Consider the following 15,828-nt stretch of genomic DNA (forward strand, 5'->3'; position numbering starts at 1 on the left):
TGCACACCCACCAGAGCCTCTGGCGCGGCGGCGAACCGCTGTTCTACGACGAGACCGGCTACGCCGGCCTGTCCGACACCGCCCGCTGGTACATCGGCGGCCTGCTGCACCACGCCCCGTCGCTGCTCGCCTTCACCAACCCCACCATCAACTCCTACCGTCGTCTGGTGCCCGGCTTCGAGGCCCCGGTCAACCTGGTCTACTCCCAGCGCAACCGCTCCGCCTGCACCCGCATCCCGGTCACCGGCAGCAACCCGAAGGCCAAGCGCGTCGAGTTCCGGGTGCCGGACCCGTCCAGCAACCCGTACCTGGCGTTCTCGGCCATGATGATGGCCGGCCTCGACGGCATCAAGAACAAGATCGAGCCGCCGGCCCCGATCGACAAGGACCTCTACGACCTCCCGCCGGAGGAGTGGGGCGACGTCAAGCAGGTCCCGGGTTCGCTGCCGGAGGTGCTCAACGCGCTGGAGGCCGACCACGACTACCTGCTCGACGGCGGCGTGTTCACGCCCGACCTGATCTCCACCTGGGTCGACTGGAAGCGGGCCAACGAGGTCGACCCGGTGCGCCTGCGCCCGACCCCGCACGAGTTCGCGATGTACTTCGACTGCTGAGCACGCTCGTCAGCACCGGCCGGGCCGGCTCCGCGATGGCGGAGCCGGCCCGGCCGTTTCACGCAGTACGGCGGCGCAGCGCGGCCCGGACGCCGGCCACCGCGACGACCACCACCAGCGCCGTCATCAGCACCGCGCCCGGCGCCTTGCTGAACCGGGCCAGGTTGGAGCCGTCCGGCAGGGTGAGCGCCGACGCCACCGCGCTGGGTGCCACGAACCAGACCTGCCGGGCAAGCGGCACCGCCGCGGCCGCGAGCAGCGTCAGCGGCCAGATCGCGTACCAGGGGTGGAAGACCGGCGCGAGCAGCACCGTGGCGGCGAGCGCCAGGCCCGCGCCGAGCAGCGCCACCCGGGGGCGGGCGCGCGTCAGCCGGGCCACCCGCTGCCGGGCGTCGTCGAGCCGCCGTAGCGTCGTCCACGCCCACCACCAGAGCGCGACGAGCGTTCCGGTCAGCAGCACCAGCGCGACCGCCCGGATCACCGGCACCGCCGCCGGCCGCCGCCCGGCCAGCTCCCCGGCGTAGTCGACGACGAACCCGATCGCGGTCGGCGGGGAGGTCCACTGCTGCGAGTCGCCGCTGTGGCCGAGCCCGTCCACCCAGCCCAGCCCGAGGCCGGTGGCGAGCGACACGACCAGCAGCGTGCCGAGCACCGACGCGGCCAGTTGCCCGCCGTCGCGCAGCAGCGCCCGCCACGTGTAGCCGCCCAGCACGGCGGCGAGCGCCGCGAACGGCAGCGCCACCACCGCGACCGCCTTCACCGCCACCGCCAGGCCCAGCAGCACCCCGGCGACCAGCAGCGCGCGCGGCCTGCCCGGCAGGCGGACCAGCACCAGCAGGCCGAGCAGGAGCAGCCCCAGCGCGAGCGCGTCGTTGTGCGCGCCCGCCACCAGGTGGATCCCGACCAGTGGGCAGGCGAGCACCAGCCAGGCGGCCCGGCGGGTGGGCACCCCGGCGGCGCGGGCCAGGCCGGGCAGGCAGAGCGCGACCAGCAGCACCCCGGCCACCGCGGCCAGCCGCAGCGCCACGATCGCCCCGATGAGGCCGCCACCGGCAAGGACGGCGAGCCCGGCCAGCAGCACGAAGAACGGCCCGTACGGTGCCGGGGTGTCCCGCCAGATCGGCGGCACCGAGTCGGTCCACGGGCAGCCGGCCCCGGCGACTCCCACCCGGTACGGGCTGAGGCCCTGCGTCCACGTCCAGCCCTGGCAGGCGTACGAGTAGACGTCGCGGCTGCCGATCGGCGGCGCGGCGAGCAGCGGCAGCGACCAGAGCCCGGCGGTCAGGTACGCCCACCGTCCGGACGGCGCGCCCCACCGCAGCGACCACCAGGCGCCCACCAGCAGGAGCGTCCCGGCCAGCCAGCAGCCGAGCGCCACCGGCCCGTGCGGGGCCGCCCAGATCGCGGCGAGCGTGCCGCGCGACGGCGTACCGGGAAGCGCGCCGCCGAGCCATCCGGCGGCGGTGAGCAGCACCGCCCCGGCGAGGCCGGCGTAGCGGGCGAGACCGGCGGCGACCGGCCGGACGGGTCCGTCGGGCTCGCTCACCGGCACTCTCCTCAGTCCGCGGGAACCGGCTGCCGACCCTGGCGAGCCGACCGTACCAACCACACCACCAGCCCGATCACGAACAGGGTCATCAGGGGCGCACCGGGCATCTTGGTGTACCTGGGTAAACCGGTGCCGTCGGCCAGCACCAGAAATGACGACACCACGGTGACGATCGAGAACCAGAGCGTGCGGTGCGCGGTGGCGGCGAGCACCGCCAGCGGCCACAGCCAGTACCAGGGGTGGAACAGCGGGGAGAGCGCGATCGTGGCGGTCAGCGCCAGCCCGGCGTGCCAGAACGGTTCACCGCGGCGGAACGACCGGAACCACAGCCAGATCAGCACGGCGATCAGCACGACCATGCCGATCGCCCGGGTCACCGGCAGCGCGTCGACATGCACGCCGAACGGCGCCAGCAGGTAGCCGACGGTCTGCCCCACCGCTGTCGGCGGCGAGGTCCAGGCCACCACCAACCCGCCCTGTTCCAGCCCGCTGATGAACCCCAGCCCCAGGCCGGACGCGACGGTCGCCGCGGCGAGCGCCGCGAGCGAGCCGCCGACCACCCACCCGCCGTCGCGCACGAGCGTCCTGATCCGGTACGCCCCGGCGATCGCGGCCAGCGCGGCGAACGGCATCACGACCAGCGCGGTGACCTTGACGGCGGCAGCCAGCCCGAGCAGCGCCCCACCGGCGAGCAGCGGTCCGGGCCGCCCCGGACGGGCCGCCACCACCGCCAGCCCGGCAACGAGCAGGCCGATCATCAACGCGTCGTTGTGCGCGCCGGAGACCAGGTGCACGGGGACCAGCGGGCTCGCCAGCGCCAGCCAGAGCGCCCGCCGCGGCGGCACCCCGCAGCGGCGGGCCAGCACCGGCAGGGCCCACGCGGTGAGCGCCACCCCGGCCACGGCGAGCACCCGGAACAGCGCGACGGCGGCGAACAGCGACCCGGTGGCCTCCACCACCGCACCGGCGAGCAGCACGAACAGCGGCCCGTACGGCGCCGGGGTGTCCCGCCAGATGAAGGAGATGGTGTCCAGCCAGGGGCAGGGCAACGCTGACACGCCCTGCTCGTAGGGGTTGATCCCGGCCGAGAAGCTGGCGCCCTGGCAGGCGTACGCGTACACGTCTCGGCTGCCCAGCGGCGGCGCGACAAGCATCGGGAGCAGCCAGAGCGCGACGGTGACCAGCACCCACCGGGCCGACGGCACCCGGTTCCGCAGCGACCACCAGGCCCACGCCAGCAGCCCGGTGCCGAGCAGCCACAACCCGATGATCAGCGGCCCGTCCGGGCCCTGCCAGATGCTGACCGGGGTGGGACGCAACTCTCCGTCGGGCAGGGCGCCGCCGAGGAACGCGGCCACGGCGAGCAGTACGGAGCCCGCCAGGCCGATCCAGCGCGAGAGGTGGTGAGGCACGTCCGACATGCTGCCAGTACGGTGGTTCGCGATCAGGAGGTGGGCATGCGGGGCGGTCGGGTGGTGGCGGTCTCCGCCGTGTCGGCGCTCGTGCTCGCCGCGTTCCACCTCACGCTGCCGGCCACCGGCTCGGACCTGTCCGCGCAGGTGGCCCGCGCCGGCTTCTTCGCCGAGCACGGTGCCGCCCTGGTGGACCTGCGCTGGTACGGCGGCGTGCACCCGTGGGGTTACAGCCTCGTCTCGCCGCCGCTGATGGCGCTGCTCGGGGTACGTGTCACCGGCGCGCTCGCCCTGCTCGCCTCCGCCACCGCGTTCGCCGCCCTGCTGGTGCGGGCCCGGGTGCCCCGGCCGCTGCTGGGCAGCCTGGTCGGCGTGGTCACGATCGCCGGCAACCTGGTCTCCGGCCGGGTCACGTACGCCCTCGGCGTCGCGTTCGGCCTGGCCGCACTGCTGGCGCTCACCGTTCCTGCCCGCCGCACCCGCCTCGCCGCCGGTGCCGCCGCCGAGCCGGTCGGGCCCGGCGCTTCCGGTCGTGACCGGAGCGTCTGGGCGACCGTCGCCGCCGCTGCCGCCGCGCTGCTCGCCTCCGCGGCCAGCCCGGTGGCCGGGCTGTTCGTCGGGCTCGCCGGCGTCGCGCTGCTGCTGACCCGCCGGTACGCCGACGGCCTGCTGCTCGCCGTGCCGGCCGCCGCGCCGCTCGCCGTGACCGGGCTGCTGTTCGGCGAGGGCGGCTGGATGAACATCAGCACGGCCGACACCGTGCACGCCGTGGTGACGAGCCTTCTGGTCGCGGCACTCGTGGCGTACCGGCCGGTGCGGGCGGGCGCGCTGCTGTCCGCGGCCGGGGTGCTGGCGTCGGCGCTGCTGCACACCCCGGTCGGGCTGAACGCCACCCGGCTGGTGGTGATGTTCGCGCTGCCGGTGCTGGCCGCCGCCGCGACGCTCCCCGCCCCACTCGCCGATCGACTGCGCCCTGCCGGTCGGCGCTCCCGGGTCGCCGGAGCGGCCGGGCTGGCCGCTCTCCTGGCGGTGGTCTGCTGGTGGCAGCCGCCGGTGGTCACCGCCGACCTGCGCAGTGCCGACGACCCGACGGCCGACCCGGCGTACTTCGCGCCGCTGCGCACGGAGTTGGCCCGGCGCGGGCTCACCGGGCGGGTGGAGGTGCCGCCGACCCGCAACTACTGGGAGGCGGCCCACATGGGCGAGGTGCCGCTGGCCCGGGGCTGGCTGCGGCAGGCCGACATCGACCGCAATCCGCTGTTCTTCACCACGGTGCCCGGCGCGGACGGCACCGGCGTCCCGCTCACCCCGGTCACCTACCGGGACTGGTTGGCCGACAACGCGGTGCAGTACGTGGCGGTGCCCGACGCCGAGTTCTCCTGGGTGGGTGCGTCGGAGGCGAAGCTGGTGGAGGCGGGCCAGCCGTACCTGACCGAGGTCTGGTACGACCGGCACTGGAAGCTGTACGCGGTCACCGAGCCGACTCCGCTGGTCGGCGCGCCGGGCGAGCTGATCCGCCAGGACGGTGCCTCGATCACGTTCCGCGCCCCCGCCGCCGGCCCGATCCCGATCCGGGTGCGCCACACCCGCTGGCTCACCGCCTCGGGCGGAGCCGCAGTCACCCCGAACGGCACCTGGACCACGGTGACGGTCCCCCAGGCGGGCACCTACACCCTCACCAGCTGATCCACCGTCCCCTGAGCGCGGCGATCTTGCGCTTTCTGCCCCGGCAAATCGGGCCTATCCGGCCTGCGCGGGGCCGCAACTGCAAGATCGCCGCGCGGGACGGCGTGCGGGGGCGGGGTGGGACGCGGCGGACGGGCGCAGGGGCTAGAGGGGGGACTCCAGGATTCGCTGGACGACCGTGCGGGAGTGGCGGCCGGTGCGCAGGTACTCGTCGAGGAACTCGCCCTGGTCCTCGCGCCCCAGCAGCCGCACCACCCCGGCCAGCTCCACCCCGTGCCGGGGCAACTGGTCCCCGGCCCGGCCGCGTACCAGCATCAGCGCGTCGCGCACCTCGGCGGCGAGCGTCCAGCCGGCGGCCAGCTCGGCGGCGTCGGACGGGTCGAGCAGGCCGGCGGCGCGGGCGGCGGCGAGGGCGTCGAGCGTACGGGTGCCGCGCAGGGCGGGCACCTGACCGGCGTACCGGAGCTGGAGCAACTGCACCGCCCACTCGACGTCGGCCAGCCCGCCCCGGCCCAGCTTGGTGTGGGTGGCCGGGTCGGCGCCGCGGGGCAGCCGCTCGGTCTCCACCCGCGCCTTGATCCGGCGGATCTCGACCACCTGCTCGCGGCTCAGCCCCTCGGCCGGGTAGCGCACCGGCTCGATCATGGCTTCGAACTCGGCGCCCAGGTCGGCGTCGCCGCAGACGAACCGGGCGCGCAGCAGCGCCTGCGCCTCCCACACCCGCGACCAGCGCGCGTAGTACTGGGCGTACGCGGCCAGGCTGCGGACCAGCGGGCCCTGCCGGCCCTCGGGGCGCAGGTCGGCGTCGACGCCCAGCGGCGGGTCGGGAGCGGGCGCGGACAGCAGCCGGCGCAGTTCCTCGGCGACGGCGTGGGCCGCGGCGCTGGCGGCGCTCTCCTCCACCCCGGGCGGCGGGTCGTAGACGAACAGCACGTCGGCGTCGGAGAGGTAGTTCGACTCGTACCCGCCGAGCCGGCCCATGCCGATCACCGCGAAGCGCAGGCCGGGCGGTCCGGGGTGGACGGTACGGGCGGCGCGCAGCGCGGCGGCCAGTGTGGCGTCGGCGACGTGGGACAGCGCGGTGCCGACCGCCGTCACGTCCACCACTGTGGGCCGGCGTTCCCCGCCGCCGACCGGGCGCGGGGTGAGCGGGGCGAGCGAACCGGCGCGGCTGAGCACGTCGGCGGCGGCGATCCGGACCAGTTCCCGGCGGCGCAGCGCGCGGACCGCCCGGATCGCCTCGACCGGGTCGTCGTGGCGGGCGGCAGCGGCGGCGAACCCCTCGACGAGCGTCGCCCGTGGACGCGGGGTCAGTTCGCTGTCCTCGGCGAGCAGCCGCAGCGCCTCCGGTTCGCGGGCCAGCATGTCGGCCGCGTACCGGGACGACGACAGCACCCGGGCCAGCCGGCGCGCCACCGGGCCGGAGTCGCGCAGCAGGCGCAGGTACCACGGGGTGCTGCCGAGCTTGTCGGAGACCTGCCGGTAGTTGAGCAGCCCGCGGTCCGGCTCGGGGGCGTCGGCGAACTCGTCGAGCAGCACCGGCAGCAGCGTGCGCTGGATGGCGGCGGTACGGCTGACCCCGCCGGTGAGCGCCTGGAGGTGCCGCAGCGCGCCGGCCGGGTCGGCGAAGCCGAGCACCTCCAGCCGGTGGCGGGCCGCCTCGGGCGTGAGGCGCAGCCCTTCGGCCGGTACCCGGGCCACGGCTTCCAGCAGCGGCCGGTAGAGCAGTTTGGCGTGCAGCCGGCGTACCTCGGCGGCGTGGGTGACCCACTCGGCGCGGAACTCCTCGACGGCGCTGCGGCCCGGCGTGGCCGCGTAGCCGAGCGCGGCGGCGAGCCAGCGCAGCGCGGCCGGTTCGGTCGGCACGGTGTGGGTCCGGCGCAGGGCCTGGAGCTGGAGCCGGTGCTCGACGGCGCGCAGGAAGCGGTAGCCGCGCAGCAGCGCCTCCCCGTCGGCGCGGCCCACGTAGCCACCGGCGACGAGCGCGCGCAGCGCCGGCACGGTGCCCGGCACCCGCAGCGACTCGTCGCCCCGACCGTGCACGAGCTGGAGCAGCTGGACGGCGAACTCGATGTCGCGCAGCCCGCCCGGACCGCGCTTGATCTCGCGTTCCAGCTCCTTCGGCGGCACATTGTCGAGGATCTTGCGGCGCATCGACCGGACGTCCTCGACCGCCTCGGGGCGTTCGGCGGCGGTCCAGACGAGCGGGGCCAGCGCGTCGATCCACTCCTTGGCCAGCTCCAGGTCGCCCGCCGCCGGGCGGGCCTTGAGCAGCGCCTGGAACTCCCAGGTGCGGGCCCAGCGCTTGTAGTAGGCGAGGTGGCTGGCGAGCGTGCGGACCAGCGGGCCCCGGTTGCCCTCCGGACGCAGCGCGGCGTCGACCGGCCAGGCCACCAGCCCGCAGATCTGGATCAGCCGGGTGGCGACCTGGGTGGCGGCGGGCAGGTCGTCGTCAGTCGCGGAGACGAAGATGACATCGACGTCGGAGACGTAGTTCAGCTCGTCGCCACCGCACTTGCCCATCGCCACCACTGCCAGCCGGGGGCGTGGCGTGCCGTCGGGCAGCTCGTCGGCGGCGATGTCGTACGCGGCGGCCAGCGTGGCGTCGGCCAGCCCGGACAGCGCCGCCATGGTCTGCTCCAGGCCGCGCCCGCCGGTCAGGTCGGCCGCCGCGATTCGCAGCAGCGCGAGCCGGTACGCCTGCCGCAGCAGCGGGACCGCGCCGGTCATGGTGGTCAGCCGGGCCGCGACGCTCAGGTCGAGCCGCCCGTCCGCGGTGGGGGCGAGCCCGTCCGGCTCGGTCGCCAGCACCGCCCACTGGCCGGGGTTGGCCACCAGGTGGTCGCCGAGCGCTGAGGAGGCGCCGAGCACCGCGATCAGCCGGCGGCGCAGGCCGGGGTCGGCGGCCAGGGCGTCGCGTACGGCCGTCTCGTCGCCGGAGCGCCGCTCGGACTCGACCAGCCGGTGCAGCTGACGCAGGGCCAGGTCCGGATCGGCGGCGCGGGACAGCGAGGCGAGCATCTCGGCGGCGCTGTCGTCGGCGGGCTCCTGGGTGTCGGGCCGCCACAGGGCGAGCCCGTCCGGGCCGAGCAGGTCCACGGCGCGGACGGCGCCGTCGCCCTCGGCGAATCCGTAGCGGGCCAGGCGCCCGCGGGCCGGCCGGGCCACCGTCAGGCCCCGAGCAGCGGCAGGCTGCGGCGCGGGTTGTCGTCGCCTAGTTCGCCGAGCGCGAGCGCGGCGAACCGGATCGCGAACGGCTGCCACGCCTCCTCGACGTCGGCCATCACCCGGTCGCAGGCGGCCACCACCAGCTCCGGGTCGTAGCCCAGCTCGGCCAGCACCGCCGAGTCGCGGGACCACTCGGCGATCATCGCGGTGTCGCACTCGATGTGGAACTGCAACCCCCAGGCCCGGTCGCCGAGGCGGAACGCCTGGTGCGGGTAGCGGGTGGACGCGGCCAGCAGCGTCGCGCCGTGCGGCAGCTCGGTGATCTCGTCGGCGTGCCACTGGAGCACGTCGGGCATCAGCGGCACGTACCGGAACAGCGGGTCGTCCTCGGCGGCGTCGCGCCGGCCCACCAGCGCCGGGCCGACCTCCGGGCCGGACGGGCTGCGCTCGACCCGGCCGGCGTGCGCGGTGGCGAGCAGTTGCGCGCCGAGGCAGACGGCGAGCGTGGGCACCCGCTGCCGGACCGCCTTGCGCAGCAGCCCTTCCAGTGCCGGGAACCAGGGCGCGCCGGGGCCGCCGTCCGGCCCCGGGTACGCCTGCTGGTCGCCGCCGAGCACGACGAGCGCGGCGTACCCCTCCAGGTCGGCGGGGAGCGGGTCACCGGCGTGCGGACGCAGCACGCGCAGCTCCAGGCCCCCTTCGGTGAGCCACTCCCCCAGTCGGCGGAGGTCGTCGGTCGGGTCGTTCTCGATCACCAGAGCGGTCGCCACGACGTCGAGGCTAACCGGTGCGCCCGACCGGGCCGGTTCCGGCAGGCCCTAGGCTCCGATCGTGCCTGACGACTGCCTGCGCCCACCGGCCCTGCGTCCCGGCGACGCGGTGATGCTGGTGTCCCCGTCCGGGCCGACCCGTCCCGAACGGGTGGCCCGCGGCGTCGAGCTGCTCACCGGCTGGGGGTTGCGGCCGGTGCCCGCGCCCAACGCGTACGCCCGCCGGGGTTACCTGGCCGGCGACGACGCGCTGCGGGCCGCGGACCTGAACGCGGCGTTCGCCGACCCGGAGATCCGCGGGGTGGTCTGCACCCGGGGCGGCTACGGCGCGCAGCGGGTGGTCGACCTGATCGACATGGCGGCGGTACGCCGGGATCCGAAGGTGGTGGCCGGGTTCTCCGACATCACCGCGGTGCAGTTCGCGCTCTGGCGGGGTGCCCGGCTGGCCGGGGTGCACGGGCCGGGCGCCGCGTGGCGGGACGAGCGCACGCCGATCCGCTCGGCCGAGTCGCTGCACGCGGCGCTGACCAGCACCGAGCCGGTGACGGTGGCGGCGGTCGAGGCGGAGGAGACGTACCCGGTGCGGGTGCCCGGCCGGGCCGGGGGCCGGCTGCTCGGCGGCAACCTGTGCCTGATCACCGCGTCCGTCGGCACGCCTGACATGCCCGACCTGACCGGGGCGGTCCTGCTGGTCGAGGAGGTGCAGGAGCCGCCGTACAAGATCGACCGGATGCTCACCCACCTGCGCCGCTGCGGCGCGCTGGACGGGATCGCCGGAGTGGCGGTCGGCCAGTTCACCGAGTGCGCGGACGGCTGGGACACCACTGTCGTGGACGTGCTCACCGACCGCCTGGGCGACCTCGGCGTACCGGTCCTCGGCGGCCTGCCCGTCGGCCACGGCCCCGGCCAGCTCACCGTCCCGGTGGGTACCCCCGCCACCCTGGACGCCACCGCAGGCACCCTGACGGTGACCGCCGCCGTCCGCTGACCCGAGGCCGAGGCCCGGCGGTCATGAGGTTGGCGGCAGTCGTGGATCTCTGGACTGCCGCCAACCTCTTGATCAACCCTGCGAGGGCGGGGCGAGGTGGGCCACGGCGCCGATCTCCAGGGCGGCCCAGACCGCACCGTCGGGGGTGACCGTGAGACCGTGCGGCTCGGACGCGGGGGTGGGCAGGGGGTGGGCGGTGACGTGGCCGTCGGGGTCGACGTGGCCGATGCGGTTGGCGCCCCACTCGGTGAACCAGCAGCCACCGGCCGGGTCGGCGACGATCGCGTGCGGGCGCGCCGCCCGGTCCGGCAACGGGAACTCGTCGATCCGCCCCTCCGGGGTGATCCGGCCGATCTGCCCGGCGAGGATCTCGACGAACCAGAGCGCGCCGTCGCCACCGCGGGTGATGCCGACCGGCCCGGCCGCCCCGGTGGGCAGCGGATGCACCGACACCTTCCCGTTCAGGTCGACCCGGGCGATCGCGTTGCCCTGGTTGAGCGTGAGCCAGAGCGCGTCGCCCGGGCCGGCCGCCAGCATCGACGGGAAGCCCTCGGCCACCGGCAGCGGGAACGACGTGACCTCCCCGTCGACGCTCACCCGGCCGACCGTGTCGTCGCTCATGCCGGCGTACCAGAGCGCGCCGTCCGCGCCCACCGCCAGCCCGCAGGGGCCGCAGCCGGGCGGCAGCGCCACCGAGCCGGTCTCGCCGCCGACGGTGATCCGGCCGAGCCGGTCGTCGCCCGAGCGGGTGTACCAGAGCGCGCCGTCGGGGCCGGCGACGATGATCAGCGGGCGGCTGCCGGGCGGGTCGCCGCGGTAGGTCCGTACCTCACCGTCGAGACCGAGCCGGGCGACGCCGCCGGAGCCGGCCAGCGCCAGCCAGAGCGCGCCGTCGGGCCCGACCGTGATCGAGTACGGGCCGGAGCCCGGCCCGGTGAGCGGGATCTCGCGGATGGCGGGCTTCGTCATCAAGTGGCCCTTCGTCGGGTTTCGCCCAGCCTCGCGGGCACTTCGGCACCCCGGCAACGCGAATAAAAGGGGCCTTCCGGACGGAATTGCCAGCTCGCTGACAGGTCCGCCACGGGTGGCCCTCAGTTCCGGCGACCACTGTCGGTGACGTCATCGCACCACCACCGAACAGGAGAATCGCATGATCCGCACGATGTCGAAGAAGCACCTGCTGGCCGGCCTGGCCGCTGCCGGCATGCTCGGCGTCGGGATCGCCGCCCCGACGGTGGCGCTCGCCGACGACAAGAGCCCGAACCCGTCCTCGAGCGCCAGCACCACCGACCAGGGTGACGACCGCCGCCAGAAGCACGCCGACCGGCAGGCCGAGTTCGCCGAGGCGCTCGCCGAGGAGCTGGGCGTCTCGACCGACAAGGTCACCGCGGCGCTGGAGAAGCTGCGCGAGCAGCGCCAGGGCGACCGCCCGGAACGCCCGGAACGGCCGTCGACCGAGGACCGGCAGGCAGCGCTGAAGGAGCGGCTGGACCAGGCCGTCACCGACGGCGAGCTCACCCAGGAGCAGGCCGACGCGGTGCTCGAAGCCGCCGAGGCGGGCGTGTTCCCGGGCCCGGGCAAGGGCGGCCACCACGGCCGGGGTGGCGACAAGCCCGGCCAGGGCGCCGAGGCCGGGCAGGAGGGCCAGGGCGGCAAGTGACGTGGTGGCCCCGCCGCCCCGCACCGGCCGTTCCCTCCTCCTGGCCGGAGCCGAGCGGGGCCACCCGTGGTGGCGGTGCCCGACCGGGCACCGCCACCACGCCGCTACGGGTGCTGTCGCCCCGGTCCGGCGACGCGCACCCGAAGCGCGCTCAGCCCTCGGCCCGCGGGGCGAAGACACCGAGCAGGTTGCCCGGGAGGACGGGACCGCTTCAGGCGATGCAGGCGCAGACGATCAGCGCGGCGCCGAAGTGGGTGGCGGCGCTGACCCTGGCGGCCGGATGCGGCTCCTCGGCGGCGATGACGTCACCCAGCTTGCCCGGGGTGAGCAGGTCCAGCACGAGGAACGCCAGCGCCATCACCAGCAGACCGACCAGCCCGAACACCACAGTGGACGCGAGCCCCTTGGTGAACGAGCTGTAGCTGGTCAGGATGGCCGTGAAGACGATGCCGGCGATGCCGACCTGGTTGGCGGCGAGCAGCAACGCGGCGTTGCCGTTGCGGCGCACCCAGATCAGCTCCCGCAACTTGCCCGGGGTGAGCAGGTCGACGAGCAGGAAGCCGGCGGCCATCAGCGCCACCCCGACGATCCCGAACACGATGCTCTGCCACGCCCCGTCGAGCAGATCTCCCAGCACCAACGCCTCCCCGGCTCACCCCGCCCGGCGGTGGTGCCGGGGCGGTGCCGCAGACGATAGCGGCACCGCGCCAGCGTGATCTAGAGCGAGAGGTAACGCTGCCGCTCGTACGGGGTGACCTCGCGGCGGTACTGCTCCCACTCGGAGCGCTTGTTGCGCAGGAAGAAGTCGAAGACGTGCTCGCCGAGCACCTCGGCGACCAGCTCGGACCCGGCCATCACGTCGATCGCCTCGGCCAGGTTCTCCGGCAGCGCCTCGTAGCCCATGGCGCGGCGCTCGGCGCTGCTCAGCGACCAGACGTCGTCCTCGGCGCCCGGCGGCAGCTCGTAGCCCTCCTCGATGCCCTTGAGGCCGGCACCGAGCATCACCGCGAACGCGAGGTAGGGGTTGGTCGCCGAGTCCAGCGAGCGGACCTCGACCCGGGCCGAGTTCGGCTTGCCGTACGCGGGCACCCGCACCAGCGCCGACCGGTTCAGGTGACCCCAGCAGACGTACGCCGGGCTCTCGGTGATCCGGTCCGGCAGCGCCTGCGGGAACAGCCGCTTGTACGAGTTGACCCACTGGTTGGTGACGGCGGTGTACTCGCGGGCGTGGGTGAGCAGCCCGGCGATGAACGACTTCGCGACCTTGGAGAGCTTCATCGGGTCGCCGGCGTCGTGGAACGCGTTGCGCTCCCCCTCGAACAGCGACAGGTGCGTGTGCATGCCGCTGCCCGGCTGGTCGGTGAACGGCTTCGGCATGAAGCTGGCCTGCACGCCGGTGGAGAGCGCGACCTCCTTCACCACGTGCCGGAACGTCATGATGTTGTCGGCGGTGGTGAGCGCGTCGGCGTAGCGCAGGTCGATCTCCTGCTGGCCGGGGGCGACCTCGTGGTGGCTGTACTCCACCGAGATGCCGATCCGCTCCAGCGCCAGCACGGCCTGGCGGCGGAAGTCCCGCGCGACGGCGTGCGTGGTGTGCTCGAAGTAGCCGCCGGTGTCCACCGGAATGGGCACCGAGCCGTCCTGCGGACCGTTCTCCAGCAGGAAGAACTCGATCTCCGGATGGGTGTAGAAGGTGAAGCCCTTGTCGGCCGCCCGGGAGAGCATCCGGCGCAGCACGTGCCGCGGGTCGGCCCAGGACGGGCTGCCGTCGGGCAGCATGATGTCGCAGAACATCCGGGCGCTCTCGCCGCTGACCCCGCCCTCGAACGGGAAGACCTGGAACGTGGTCGGGTCCGGCATGGCCACCATGTCCGACTCGAACACCCGGGCGAAGCCCTCGATCGCGGAGCCGTCGAAGCCGATGCCCTCCTCGAAGGCCGCCTCCAGCTCCGCCGGGGCCACCGAGACGCTCTTGAGCGTGCCGAGCACATCGGTGAACCACAGCCGGACGAAACGGATGTCCCGCTCTTCCAGCGTGCGGAGGACGAACTCCTGCTGACGGTCCACTTCCACCCCTCGTGACACGTACGTCCGCACCGGTCGGGCCGGCCGGGCCTGACCGCCCAGTCTCCACCGGGCTCGTTACGCCGACGTTACGCCTTCCCCGGCCGGCCGTCCCGGACGGCTGGGGGAAGATGGAACCATGCCCACCCTTCGTCTCGCCCTGTGCCAGGTCAACCCGACGGTAGGCGACCTCGCCGGCAACGCCGGCCTGGTCCGCACGTGGACCCGTCAGGCCGCCGACGCCGGCGCCCAGCTCGTCCTGTTCCCCGAGCTGATGCTCACCGGTTACCCGGTCGAGGACCTGGTGTTCCGCCGCTCGTTCGTGGCCGCGTCCCGTGCCGCGCTGCACCGGCTCGCCGCCGACCTGGCCGCCGACGGTCTCGGTGACCTGCCGGTACTGGTCGGCTACCTGGACGCGGACGGCCCCCCGCAGGTCAGCTCGGACGCCGAGCCGGGCCGGGGCGCCCGCAACGCGGCGGCGCTGCTGCACCGGGGCGAGGTGGTGGCCACCTACTTCAAGCACCACCTGCCCAACTACGGCGTCTTCGACGAGGACCGCTACTTCGTCCCCGGTGACACGCTGACGGTGGTGCGCGTGGGCGGGGTCGACGTGGCGCTGACCATCTGCGAGGACCTGTGGCAGGCCGGCGGCCCGTTCGCGGTGGCCCGGGAGGCCGGCGTCGGGCTGGTGCTGAGCATCAACGGCTCGCCGTACGAGCTGAACAAGGACGACGTGCGGCTGCCGCTGGTGCGTCGGCGCGCCGCCGAGGCCGGGGCCGCCGTCGCGTACGTGAACATGGTCGGCGGCCAGGACGAGCTGGTCTACGACGGTGACTCGATGATCGTCGCCGCGGACGGCACGCTGCTGACCCGGGCGCCGCAGTTCGTCGAGCACCTGCTCGTGCACGACCTGGAGCTGCCGGCGGCTGCGGGTGCGCCCGGCGGGACCGGCGCACCGGCCGACGGGATGCGCGTGGCCCGCCACGATCTCCCGGCGATCCCGGCCGCGCCGTCCGGCCCGGCTGCCGACGGCGGCGTCATCGAGCCGGTCGCCGACGAGCCCGAGGTGTGGCACGCGCTGGTGCTGGGCCTGCGCGACTACGTCGACAAGAACCGGTTCCCGTCAGTGGTGCTCGGCCTGTCCGGCGGCATCGACTCCGCGGTGGCGGCGGCGATCGCGGTGGACGCGGTCGGCCCGGACCGCGTGGTCGGCGTCTCGATGCCCAGCCAGCACTCCTCCGAACACTCCCGCACCGACGCCGAGGACCTGGCGAAGCGCACCGGCCTGGACTACCGGGTCGAGCCGATCCAGCCGATGGTGGACACGTTCCTGGCGAACATGTCGCTGTCCGGGGTGGCGGTGGAGAACCTCCAGGCCCGGGTACGCGGCGTGATCCTCATGGCGCTGTCGAACCAGGAGGGCCACCTGGTGCTCACCACCGGCAACAAGAGCGAGCTGGCGGTGGGTTACTCGACGCTCTACGGCGACTCGGTGGGCGGCTACAACCCGGTCAAGGACGTCTGGAAGACGCTCGTGTGGCGGCTGGCGAAGTGGCGCAACGCCGACGCGGTACGGCGCGGGCAGACGCCGCCCATCCCGGAGAACTCGATCGGCAAGCCGCCGTCGGCCGAGCTGAGCCCCGGCCAGCTCGACAGCGACACGCTGCCCGACTACGACGTGCTCGACCCGATCCTGATCGGCTACGTCGACGGCGACCTGGGCCGCGACGGCCTGGTCGAGTCCGGCCACGACCCGGCCGTGGTGGACAAGGTGCTGCGGATGGTGGATACCGCCGAGTACAAGCGACGGCAGTCGGCGCCCGGCACCAAGATCTCCATGAAGGCGTTCGGGCGGGACCGGCGGCTGCCGATCACCAACCGGTGGCGCGAGGACGGCTGACCGCTTCCCCGGCCGGG

The 15,828-nt window shown here is 74.7% G+C and carries 11 protein-coding genes and 1 pseudogene; 5 read left to right on the forward strand and 7 right to left on the reverse strand.

What is annotated here, in order from left to right; all coding sequences use genetic code 11:
* Positions 1-614 (forward strand): annotated as a pseudogene (locus C569_RS0117240) (type I glutamate--ammonia ligase); the annotation flags it as partial.
* Between the two features lie 58 nt (positions 615-672).
* Here C569_RS0117240 and mptB (C569_RS0117245) read toward each other — a convergent pair.
* Together mptB (C569_RS0117245) and mptB (C569_RS0117250) are read right to left on the reverse strand one after the other, a co-directional pair.
* Positions 673-2,160, reverse strand: a complete 1,488-nt coding sequence (gene mptB, locus C569_RS0117245; protein ID WP_026268278.1) for a polyprenol phosphomannose-dependent alpha 1,6 mannosyltransferase MptB — start codon at positions 2,158-2,160, stop codon at positions 673-675.
* Between the two features lie 11 nt (positions 2,161-2,171).
* Positions 2,172-3,584, reverse strand: a complete 1,413-nt coding sequence (gene mptB / locus C569_RS0117250; RefSeq protein WP_018787027.1) for a polyprenol phosphomannose-dependent alpha 1,6 mannosyltransferase MptB — start codon at positions 3,582-3,584, stop codon at positions 2,172-2,174.
* 36 nt (positions 3,585-3,620) lie between these two features.
* Between mptB (C569_RS0117250) and C569_RS0117255 the strand changes: the two genes are divergently transcribed.
* Complete coding sequence (locus C569_RS0117255) at positions 3,621-5,261, forward strand: hypothetical protein (protein ID WP_018787028.1); 1,641 nt, start codon at positions 3,621-3,623, stop codon at positions 5,259-5,261.
* A 144-nt stretch (positions 5,262-5,405) separates the two neighbouring features.
* On the opposite strand, the gene C569_RS0117260 is transcribed toward C569_RS0117255, so the two are convergent.
* Together C569_RS0117260 and C569_RS0117265 are read right to left on the reverse strand one after the other, a co-directional pair.
* Positions 5,406-8,429, reverse strand: a complete 3,024-nt coding sequence (locus tag C569_RS0117260) for a bifunctional [glutamine synthetase] adenylyltransferase/[glutamine synthetase]-adenylyl-L-tyrosine phosphorylase (RefSeq protein WP_018787029.1) — start codon at positions 8,427-8,429, stop codon at positions 5,406-5,408.
* 2 nt (positions 8,430-8,431) lie between these two features.
* Positions 8,432-9,199: a type 1 glutamine amidotransferase gene (locus C569_RS0117265; protein ID WP_018787030.1), complete on the reverse strand. Its 768-nt coding sequence runs from the start codon at positions 9,197-9,199 to the stop codon at positions 8,432-8,434.
* A gap of 112 nt (positions 9,200-9,311) precedes the next feature.
* Here C569_RS0117265 and C569_RS0117270 point away from each other — a divergent pair, with 112 nt between their 5' ends.
* Positions 9,312-10,187 (forward strand): LD-carboxypeptidase, encoded by an 876-nt coding sequence (locus C569_RS0117270; protein WP_369753688.1) that lies wholly within the window; start codon positions 9,312-9,314, stop codon positions 10,185-10,187.
* 72 nt (positions 10,188-10,259) lie between these two features.
* Here C569_RS0117270 and C569_RS0117275 read toward each other — a convergent pair whose 3' ends face one another.
* Positions 10,260-11,156, reverse strand: a complete 897-nt coding sequence (locus C569_RS0117275) for a virginiamycin B lyase (RefSeq protein WP_018787032.1) — start codon at positions 11,154-11,156, stop codon at positions 10,260-10,262.
* A 181-nt stretch (positions 11,157-11,337) separates the two neighbouring features.
* Here C569_RS0117275 and C569_RS0117280 point away from each other — a divergent pair, with 181 nt between their 5' ends.
* Positions 11,338-11,847: a hypothetical protein gene (locus C569_RS0117280; protein WP_018787033.1), complete on the forward strand. Its 510-nt coding sequence runs from the start codon at positions 11,338-11,340 to the stop codon at positions 11,845-11,847.
* Between the two features lie 211 nt (positions 11,848-12,058).
* Here the strand turns inward: C569_RS0117280 and C569_RS0117285 are convergent, their stop codons facing one another.
* Positions 12,059-12,484, reverse strand: coding sequence for a DUF350 domain-containing protein (locus C569_RS0117285; RefSeq protein WP_018787034.1), 426 nt, complete (start codon positions 12,482-12,484; stop codon positions 12,059-12,061).
* 80 nt (positions 12,485-12,564) lie between these two features.
* On the reverse strand, positions 12,565-13,914 hold the full coding sequence (gene glnA / locus C569_RS0117290) for a type I glutamate--ammonia ligase (RefSeq protein ID WP_018787035.1): 1,350 nt from the start codon (positions 13,912-13,914) through the stop codon (positions 12,565-12,567).
* A gap of 136 nt (positions 13,915-14,050) precedes the next feature.
* Here glnA and C569_RS0117295 point away from each other — a divergent pair, with 136 nt between their 5' ends.
* Complete coding sequence (locus C569_RS0117295; protein ID WP_018787036.1) at positions 14,051-15,811, forward strand: NAD+ synthase; 1,761 nt, start codon at positions 14,051-14,053, stop codon at positions 15,809-15,811.
* Positions 15,812-15,828 lie beyond the last annotated feature (17 nt).

This window comes from Micromonospora sp. CNB394, assembly GCF_000374985.1.
Taxonomy (GTDB): domain Bacteria; phylum Actinomycetota; class Actinomycetes; order Mycobacteriales; family Micromonosporaceae; genus Micromonospora; species Micromonospora marina.

Coding starts and splice junctions, on each gene's coding strand:
- mptB (WP_018787027.1), bottom strand. CDS start 3,584: ATGTCGGACGTGCCTCACCACCTCTCGCGCTGGATCGGCCTGGCGGGC.
- C569_RS0117255 (WP_018787028.1), top strand. CDS start 3,621: ATGCGGGGCGGTCGGGTGGTGGCGGTCTCCGCCGTGTCGGCGCTCGTG.
- C569_RS0117270 (WP_369753688.1), top strand. CDS start 9,312: ATGCTGGTGTCCCCGTCCGGGCCGACCCGTCCCGAACGGGTGGCCCGC.
- C569_RS0117275 (WP_018787032.1), bottom strand. CDS start 11,156: ATGACGAAGCCCGCCATCCGCGAGATCCCGCTCACCGGGCCGGGCTCC.
- C569_RS0117280 (WP_018787033.1), top strand. CDS start 11,338: ATGATCCGCACGATGTCGAAGAAGCACCTGCTGGCCGGCCTGGCCGCT.
- C569_RS0117295 (WP_018787036.1), top strand. CDS start 14,051: ATGCCCACCCTTCGTCTCGCCCTGTGCCAGGTCAACCCGACGGTAGGC.